Annotated in this window: 9 protein-coding genes and 1 tRNA gene; 4 read left to right on the forward strand and 6 right to left on the reverse strand. The window is 72.3% G+C overall.

Annotated features, from left to right (window positions below):
- The coding region (locus tag ACFZAU_RS41530; RefSeq protein ID WP_500556569.1) for a CoA transferase at nucleotides 1–146 on the reverse strand (146 nt) is incomplete at its 3' end.
- Nucleotides 147–467: 321 nt separating this feature from the next.
- Here ACFZAU_RS41530 and ACFZAU_RS41535 point away from each other — a divergent pair.
- From ACFZAU_RS41535 to ACFZAU_RS41545, 3 genes are all read left to right on the forward strand, one after another.
- Nucleotides 468–1,481, forward strand: a complete 1,014-nt coding sequence (locus ACFZAU_RS41535) for a helix-turn-helix domain-containing protein (protein ID WP_500556565.1) — start codon at nucleotides 468–470, stop codon at nucleotides 1,479–1,481.
- A gap of 615 nt (nucleotides 1,482–2,096) precedes the next feature.
- Entirely contained in the window at nucleotides 2,097–2,660 is a 564-nt protein-coding gene (locus tag ACFZAU_RS41540; protein WP_500556570.1) for an NADPH-dependent FMN reductase, read from the forward strand.
- A gap of 81 nt (nucleotides 2,661–2,741) precedes the next feature.
- A complete protein-coding gene (locus tag ACFZAU_RS41545) occupies nucleotides 2,742–4,148 on the forward strand; it encodes an FAD-binding oxidoreductase (protein WP_500556566.1) in 1,407 nt (468 codons plus the stop codon).
- A 117-nt stretch (nucleotides 4,149–4,265) separates the two neighbouring features.
- Here the strand turns inward: ACFZAU_RS41545 and ACFZAU_RS41550 are convergent.
- The 5 genes from ACFZAU_RS41550 to sucC form a co-directional block, all read right to left on the reverse strand.
- Nucleotides 4,266–4,353: transfer RNA gene (locus ACFZAU_RS41550), tRNA-Leu, on the reverse strand.
- A gap of 128 nt (nucleotides 4,354–4,481) precedes the next feature.
- Complete coding sequence (locus ACFZAU_RS41555) at nucleotides 4,482–6,026, reverse strand: aldehyde dehydrogenase family protein (protein WP_500556567.1); 1,545 nt, start codon at nucleotides 6,024–6,026, stop codon at nucleotides 4,482–4,484.
- Nucleotides 6,023–6,475, reverse strand: a complete 453-nt coding sequence (locus ACFZAU_RS41560) for a carbonic anhydrase (RefSeq protein WP_500556568.1) — start codon at nucleotides 6,473–6,475, stop codon at nucleotides 6,023–6,025. Before ACFZAU_RS41560 ends, ACFZAU_RS41555 begins: the two co-directional genes overlap by 4 nt.
- Nucleotides 6,472–7,347, reverse strand: a complete 876-nt coding sequence (gene sucD / locus ACFZAU_RS41565) for a succinate--CoA ligase subunit alpha (protein ID WP_499611775.1) — start codon at nucleotides 7,345–7,347, stop codon at nucleotides 6,472–6,474. The genes ACFZAU_RS41560 and sucD overlap by 4 nt, the downstream gene beginning before the upstream one ends.
- A 5-nt stretch (nucleotides 7,348–7,352) precedes the next feature.
- Complete coding sequence (gene sucC, locus ACFZAU_RS41570) at nucleotides 7,353–8,492, reverse strand: ADP-forming succinate--CoA ligase subunit beta (protein ID WP_500466386.1); 1,140 nt, start codon at nucleotides 8,490–8,492, stop codon at nucleotides 7,353–7,355.
- A gap of 187 nt (nucleotides 8,493–8,679) precedes the next feature.
- Between sucC and ACFZAU_RS41575 the strand changes: the two genes are divergently transcribed.
- Nucleotides 8,680–8,771, forward strand: a 92-nt coding sequence (locus ACFZAU_RS41575; protein ID WP_354803300.1) for a CoA transferase, incomplete at its 3' end; no start/stop codon positions are given.

The raw sequence follows: 8,771 nt of genomic DNA on the forward strand, positions 1-8,771 counted from the left end.
GCACCCAGCCACGCCAGCAACTGCGTCGCCGACGGACCCGACTGGACATGCGTCATGTCCAGAACACGAACACCCTCCAAAGCCTTCGTCACAACGGCCACCTCACAAGTCCAACGACGGGTCGGGAGTGGTACGTCGGATCCCATACTGCAGATTGCATACCGTATGGAGTAACCATGGTTGCGGCCGACGCGGTGGATGTCCAGAGAACGCGGGCAAAGATTTGCCCGTACCGGCCGGCGGCGCGGAGCCGCCGGGCGCACCGCGACCGCGACCGGCCGCGCCCGCACCCCGCCCGCGGCGAGGCACCGGCACCGGCACCGGCATGCGCACCCGCACCCGCACCGACCTGCCACATCCAGTGTGTGCATGATGCAACCACACGCCCGGATCGGACGTCCGGCCGCTGTACCGTGGAGGGCCATCCGGCAATGCGTGCCGTGCGACCGGCTTGGGAGGAAATCCGCATGGCGATTCGGTTCGAGGTGGGGTCACTGGCTCCCGGCGACCGCGCGGACGCCATCCGTGAGCTCTCGCGGTCGGTGAACGGCCGGATAGAGGTGGATCTCCCGTCGGACCCGGCCCGCCTGCGGGCCGTCGCGGACATCACCACGGTGGGGCCGGTGGAGGTCACGGGAATCGACTGGAACGTGGCCGGCCTGCGGCGAGCGACCACCCAGGCGGAGGAGGACATGGAGCCGCACGTCTTCGTGGTCCTCCAGGAAGCGGGGGTCACCCGGTTCGGCCAGGGAGGCAGACGGGGTGTCATCCGGGCGGGGGACCTCACGGTGATCGAGAACGCCAAGCCCTACGAGATCTTCTTCGACGGCACCGTGCACGCGGTCACCGTGCGCGTCCCCACACACGTCCTGGGGCTGCGGTCGTCCCTGATCGGCCAGGTCACCGCCGCTCGCATCGGCTCGGAGCACCCGCTCATGGGGGCCGCGGCGGCGTTCTTCGCACGGATGGCGCGCAGCCGGGCCCCCGTCGGCGAGGCGGAGGCCGCCCTGTACGCGCAGCCCTGCGTCGACCTGATCAGAGCCGTGGTCACCACCGGCGCCGGCCGTGACGACCTGGCCAGAGGGCCCCTGCACGGCACGCTCCTCCAGCGCGTCGAGGAATACGTCCGCCGCCATCTCGCGGAACCCGATCTGACCGCGGCACGCATCGCGGCCGAGCACCACGTCTCCGTACGGCAGCTCTACCTGACCCTGTCCCGGGCGGGAATCTCCCTCGGTGCGTGGATCAGGACGCAGCGCCTCGAGGAGTGCAGGCGGGAACTGGCCTCACCGGCGCGGCGATTCATGACGATCGAGGCGATCGCCCACCGGTGGGGATTCACCAGCGCACCCCATTTCAGTCGCGTGTTCAAGGCGGCGTACGGATCGAGCCCCCGCGAATGGCGGCTGGAACGGGCAGCCGGCACAGAGGAGTTCCCGCCACCGACAGCGCCACCCCACCCGGCGTCCGGAACGCCCTGACCGTCACCGCCGCTTGAGCGGTGAAGCGCCCTCCCCCTTCCCCGTCACGGGGTGACGTCCCCAAGGTAGGCCGGACACCGGCCGTCGTCTTGCCTCTCCGCGCAGGGATCCGCCGGCCGGCTTGCCTCACCGTGCAGGGATTCGGCCCTGGCGCCCGGCCCCGCGAACCGACCACCGGAGCGCCGGGCCCCTGCACGGCGCGACACACCACCGGCGCCGCACAGCCCCTGGGAACCGGGGATGCGGCGGGACGACGGGCGGTCGGCCGACGGCTCACGGGCGCCCGGCCCGGGCGGCACGCCGTCCCGCAACGCGCGCCCATCAGTGGACACATCCGGCATCTCGCCCTGATTGCCTTCGCCGTGGCGCCGCCCTACTGTCCCCACCGACGACGACGTCGGCACCGGGCCCGCGCCGCTCGACGAGGGCGGACGCCCCCGGAGGAGCCGGCTCGCGTGCGCCCTCCTCGGCCGGGAGCGGGTTCACCGAAGCACCCGATCACCCTCCCTGCGCGTCCCGTGACGGAACCGCACCCGGGCTGCCGGCGCGCGTCACCCTCCGGCGCCTGGCACCGCTTCCCTGCCTGCCGTGCGCCGCACCGACGAAAGGCACGACATGACCAAGATCGCGATCATCCTCGGCAGCACCCGCCCGGGGCGCAACGGCGCCGCCGTGGCGGACTGGGTCCTCGACATCGCCAAGCAGCGTTCCGACGCGGAGTTCGAGCTCGTGGACCTGGCCGACTACCCGCTGCCGCTCCTCGACGAGGCGCTCCCCCCGTCGTTCGGGCAGTACCAGAACGACCACACCAAGGCCTGGGCGGCGAAGATCGCCGAGTTCGACGGCTACGTGTTCGTGACCCCCGAGTACAACCACTCCACGACGGGCGCCCTGAAGAACGCGCTCGACTACCTGTACGCCGAGTGGAACAACAAGGCGGCCGGCTTCGTGGGCTACGGCTCCGGCGGCGGCATCCGCGCCGTGGAGCACCTGCGCCTCATCGCGAGCGAACTGCAGATCGCCACGGTGCGGGCGCAGGTCGCGCTGTCCCTCCTGACCGACTTCGAGAACTACAGCGTCTTCAAGCCGGGCCCCCACCACCGGACCACCCTCGATGCGACGCTCGACCAGGTCGTCGCCTGGTCGAAGGCCCTGCGGCCGCTGCGCGCCGACGCCTGATCATCCGCCGGGCCCGCCCCGGTCGGGGCGGGCCCGCCACCGCGGAGCCGCCGGCCCGCGGCCACATCCCACGAGGAACCCATGACGTTTGACGATCCGTTCGCACGGGCGCTGCCCGCGGAGGCGGCCGCACTCGCATCGCTGGTGAGCGGCCCGGTCCTGCTGCCCGGCGACGAGGGCTACGACGCAGAATGCGAGATCTACAACCTCAACCTCTCCCTGGAGCCGGCGCTCGCGGTCGGTGCCGCCGACGCGGCCGACGTGCGGGCGGCGGTCTCCTTCGCGGCCCGCCACGGCCGGCCCGTGACGGTGAAGACCACGGGCCACCAGCAGGTCGGCCCCGCCCGCGGCGGGGTGCTGATCAGCACCCGGCGCATGAAGGGCATCACCATCGACGCCGACCGGCGACGCGCACGGGTCGAGGCCGGCGTGATCTGGCAGGAGGTGATCGACCAGGCGGCCACCTTTGGCCTCGCCCCGGTGAGCGGCTCGGCGCCGCTGGTCGGTGTGGCCGGCTACACCCTGGGGGGCGGACTCAGCCCCGTCCTCGGCCGCAGCCTCGGATACGCGGCGGACCACGTCCGCTCACTGGACGTGGTCACCGCCGACGGCGCGTCGCGGCACGTCACGCCCGACACCGACCCCGAACTGTTCTGGGCCCTGCTCGGAGGCAAGGGCAACTTCGGCGTGGTCACCGCGCTGGAATTCGACCTGTTCCCACTGACCAGCTTCTACGGCGGCGGCATCCACTTCCCCGGCGAACACCTCGCCGACCTCCTGCACACCTGGCGCACCTGGCAGTCCGACATGCCGGAGGAGATGTCCTCCTCACTGGCCGTACAACGCCTGCCCCCGCTGCCCGAGTTGCCGGAACCACTGCGCGGCGCGTACGTGGTCCACGTGCGCTTCGCCTTCCTCGGTCCTGCGGCCGAGGGCGCCCGGCTGATCGCACCCCTGCGCGCGGCCGTCCCCGCACTCCTCGACTCCGTCGGCGAGATGCCCTACACAGCCATGGGCGCCATCCACCTGGACCCCCCGACGCCCATGCCCTACTACGACCGCACAACCATGCTGCGCGCGTTCCCCGCCGAAGCCGCCGATACGCTGGTCGAACTGCTCGGTCCCGGGTCCAACTCCCCGCTGGCGAGCGTCGAGATCCGCATGCTCGGCGGCGCACTCGACCGGCAGCCCGCGGCGCCCAACGCCGTCTCCACCCGCGGCCTTCCCTTCGTCCTCTTCGGCTTCGGCGTGGGCGGACCCGACCAGGCCGGATTCCTCCGCGGCGCACTCGACGAGGTCATGAAGGCCATGGAGCCCTGGGCGGACGACCGCAGGATGGTCAACTTCCTCTCCACCGAAGAGGCAACCGACCCCGAACAACTGGAAGAGGCCTACGGCGCCGAGCGCTTCCGGCGCCTGACCGCCGCGAAGAAGGCCCACGACCCGGACAACACGTTCCGCGTGAACCACAACATCCCGCCCCGCTGACGGGGTACGGCCCCCGGGAGGCCGCTCTGCGCAGCCCGGGGGTCACCATCAGTCACGCACAACGCGACGAGGACCACGACCCGAAGGTCGAGGTCCTCGTATCCGTATCGTCAACGGTGGTGTCCGAGGGGGGACTTGAACCCCCACGCCCGATAAAGGGCACTAGCACCTCAAGCTAGCGCGTCTGCCATTCCGCCACCCGGACAGGTGATGCGCGGGGCTGGCCCCGCGGCGACACGGATAACGATACCAAGGATTCGGGGTGGGTTTCACCTGCGTATCCGCTGGGTGCACGGGGTGCCGGGGCCCGGTCGGCCCCGACACCGGGGGGAGCTACCCGGGCTCGGGCGGCATGAGGTGGTAGCCGGGGAAGTTCCCCGGCGGGCGCTCGTCCGCGGGGCCGCGGGTGACCGCGCGGACGAGCAGGTCGCCGCCGACGAAGGCGCCGCGCCAGGAGGCGCCGAGGCCGCCGAAGTGCTCGGCGCGGTCGCCGCGGGAGCGGGGGCGGTTGTGGCCGACCTTGAAGGCGCGGATCCGCGGGGCGAGGCGGGCGTAGGTGTCCGCGTCGTCGGTGGAGAGGGTGGCGACGAGGGTGCCGCCGCCGGTGTTCATGGCGGCCAGCAGTTCGGCCTCGGTGTCGGCCGGGACGATCGTGTCGACCGGGCCGAAGGGTTCCGTGCGGTGCAGCGGGGAGGTGGGGGGCGGGTTGAGGAGGGTGACGGGGGCCAGGTAGGCGGAGGTGTCCTGACCGGGCAGGAGGCGGGCGTCGGCGAGGGTGCCGCGGTGCAGCGGGACCGCGCCGTGGTCGACGGCCTCGGAGACGAGGTCGTCGAGTTCCTTGGCCTTGGCCGCGGTGATCAGCGGCCCGAAGTCGAGTCCGGGGAGGTCGTCCCCGGGGTCGTCCACGGCGAGCGGGTGGCCGAACCGCAGGTCGCGCACGGCGGGCAGGTAGGCGGACAGGAAGTCGGGGAGGAGTTCGCGCCGCACGACGAAGCGCGGGTAGGCGGTGCAGCGCTGTTTGGCGTGGGCGAAGGTCCCGCGGATGTGACCGGACAGGGTTTCCCAGTCGCTGTAGTCCCACACGCCCCAGGTGTTCAGCCCCTCCTGTCCCAGGATGTGGCGTCCGCCCGGGTCGGCGTCCGCGCAGGCCTGCCGGACGCCCGGGTCCCGGCCGCCGACGGAGGAGACGCAGCCGAGTTCGGGGGCCCGTACCAATGCCGCCGCCAGGTCGTCGCCACCGCTGACCAGGGTGACCGGTACGTCCTCGCGGGCGATGAGCGCGCACGCGAGGGTGAGGCAGGCCAGTCCCCCCTCGGCGGGGACCTTGGCGATGACGGCGTTGCCGGCGAGCGCCTGGACCAGCATGGCGTGCACGAGGACGCTCATCGGGTGGTTCCAGCCGGCCAGGTTGCCGACCGGGCCGTGCAGCGGGCGGCGCCACTCGACCATGTCGTCGATCTCCCCGGCGTACCAGCGGACGCCGTCGAGGGCCCGGTCGACGTCGGCCTGGGCGAGCCGCCAGGGCTTGCCGATCTCCCAGACCAGGAGGAGGGCGAGCAGCGCGCGGTGCTCGCTGAGGGCGTCCAGGGCGGCCGAGACCCGGGCCCTGCGCTCGGAGACGGGGATCACCCGCCAGGCGCGGTGCTGGTCGAGGGCGGCGCGGACGGCCCGCCGGGCGGTGTCCGCGCCGAGCCGGGGCGCCCCGGCGACGGGGGTGCCGTCGACGGGGCTCACGGACGGCAGGATCCGGCCGTCCGCCTGCCAGGCCCCGGCCCACAGGTTGAGCACGCGGTCCTCGTGGAACGCCTCGGGGGCGGCGCGCAGGCACCGCCGCCAGGCGTCCGCCCAGGCCGTCCCGGGTTTGAGGGCGAGGGTCACGGTTGGTCCGCCCGGTCGGGGCGGACCTCGCGCAGCGCCCCGCCACGGGTGTAGAGGAAGCCCCTGACCATCTCGGTGCGGGGCAGTTCCGTGGCGTCGCGGACCCGGTTCATGCACGTGACGAGGTCCTCGGCGGGGTCTCCGAGCGCCGCGCAGTCCTCGTGGTGCACCAGGACGATCTCGCGGGTGCCGCCCTCCAGCTGGCTCATCCGCAGCGAGCGGAGGGTGTCGGGGGTGACGCACCCGCCGGCGTTGCGGATGACGTCGGCGTCGCCGGGCCGCAGCCCGAACATCGCCTCGACGCCGAGCCGGGAGTCCATGCACGCGACGATGGCGACGCCGGTGCGGGCCTCCTTCTTCCTGAGGTCGATCGGCGTGAGTGCCGCGCCCACGTCGTACCTGCGCAGGAGCAGTTGCTCGACGCCCGCGGACCGTACGGGGGCGGTCACCGCAGCAGCCCGCGGACGAGCCGCGCGGTCTCCGACGGGGTGCTGCCGACCTTGACGCCGGCGGCCTCCAACGCCTCCTTCTTGGCCTGGGCGGTGCCGGAGGAGCCGGAGACGATGGCGCCGGCGTGGCCCATGGTCTTGCCCTCGGGCGCGGTGAAGCCGGCGACGTAGCCGACCACCGGTTTGGTGACCAGGCGGGAGATGTAGGAGGCGGCGCGTTCCTCCGCGTCGCCGCCGATCTCGCCGATCATGACGATCAGTTCGGTCTCGGGGTCGTCCTGGAAGGCCCGCAGGCAGTCGATGTGGGTGGTGCCGATGACGGGGTCGCCGCCGATGCCGACCGCGGTGGAGAAGCCGAGGTCGCGCAGCTCGTACATCAACTGGTAGGTGAGCGTGCCGGACTTCGACACCAGGCCGATGCGGCCGGCGGTGGTGATGTCGGCGGGGATGATGCCCGCGTTGGACTGCCCGGGGCTGATGAGCCCGGGACAGTTGGGCCCGATCACGCGGGTGCCGGAGGCGACCGCGCGGGCCCGGAAGGCGACCGTGTCGTGGACGGGGACGCCCTCGGTGATGACGACGACGAGCCCGAGCCCGCCGTCGACGGCCTCGTCGACGGCGGCGCGTACGAAGGGCGGCGGCACGAAGACGACGCTGACGTCGGCGCCGGTCATGCCGACGGCCTCCTTGACCGACCCGAAGACCGGGACGGTGCGCCCGTCGAACTCGACCCTCGTTCCGGCCTTGCGCGGGTTGACGCCGCCGACGACGTCCGTGCCCGAGGCGAGCATGCGGCGGGTGTGCTTCATGCCCTCCGAGCCGGTCATGCCCTGGACGATCACCTTGCTGTTGCGGTCGAGGAAGATGGCCATCGCGATCAGCTCCTTGCGGGCTCGGCGGCCCGCGCGGCCGCGCCGTCCATGGTGTCCAGCTGCTGTACGAGGGGGCCCAGCGACGCCGCGGCCTCGTCGAGGACCGCGCGGCCGCGTTCGGCGTTGTTGCCGTCGAGGCGGACGACGAGGGGCTTGGTGAGCTCCACCTGGCCGAGGGCCTGGACGATGCCGTCGGCGACCGCGTCGCAGGCGGTGATGCCGCCGAAGACGTTGACGAGGACGGAGGTGACGTCGGGGTCGGAGAGGATGACGCCGAGTCCGTCGGCCATCACCTGGGCGGAGGCGCCGCCGCCGATGTCGAGGAAGTTGGCGGGGGCCGCGCCGTGGTGGGCGACCACGTCGAGGGTGCTCATCACCAGCCCCGCGCCGTTGCCGATGACGCCGACGGTGCCGTCGAGCTTGACGTAGTTGAGGCCCTTGGCGCGGGCGGCGGCCTCGAGGGGGTCGCCCTCGCCGGGGGTCTCGTAGGCCTCGTGGACGGGGTGCCGGAAGCGGGCGTTGGCGTCGAGGGACACCTTGCCGTCCAGGGCGAGGACGCGGCCGTCCGTGGTGCGGACCAGCGGGTTGACCTCGACCAGCAGGGCGTCCTCGGCGGTGAAGACCTCCCACAGTGCGATCAGCACGGGCACGGTCTCCTCGGGGAGTCCGGCCGCTTCGGCGATCTGCCGGGCCTTCTCCTCGGTGACGCCCTCGGCGACGTCGACGGGGACGCGGGCCAGCGCCTGCGGCCGGGTGGCGGCGACCTCCTCGATGTCCATGCCGCCCTGGGCCGAGGCCATGGCGAGGAAGGTGCGCTCGGCGCGGTCGAGGAGGAAGGAGACGTAGTACTCGTCCTGGATGTCGGCGGTCGGGGTCAGCATGACCTTGCCGACCGTGTGGCCCTTGATGTCCATGCCGAGGATGGCGCCGGCCTTCGCTTCGGCGTCCGCGGGGTCGGAGGCGAGCTTCACGCCGCCGGCCTTGCCCCGGCCGCCGGTCTTCACCTGGGCCTTCACCACGACCTGTCCGCCGAGGCGTTCGGCGGCGGCCCGGGCCTCGGCGGGGTCGTCCACCACGTGGGCGGCGAGCACGGGGACGCCGTGCCGCGCGAAGAGCTCCCGTGCTTGGTACTCGAACAGATCCATCGTCAAACGCACCTGCCCTGACTCGGGGTCGAACGATAATCCGGTGCAGACCTCTGGACACCGGGTCGTCCATGCGGGATAAACGTCTGCATACAGTATTCGTCGGCTGTATGCAATGTACAGACTGCAGAACGGAATCTCGCGATCGGCCTGCTCACCGGCCCCCGGACCGGAAGGAACCTTGGTTGTGACGAAGGCTTTGGAGGGTGTTCGTGTTCTGGACATGACGCATGTCCAGTCGGGTCCGTCGGCGACGCAGTTGCTGGCGTGGCTGGGTGC

The sequence above is a fragment of the Streptomyces sp. NPDC008238 genome, assembly GCF_042956445.1.
Lineage (GTDB): Bacteria > Actinomycetota > Actinomycetes > Streptomycetales > Streptomycetaceae > Actinacidiphila.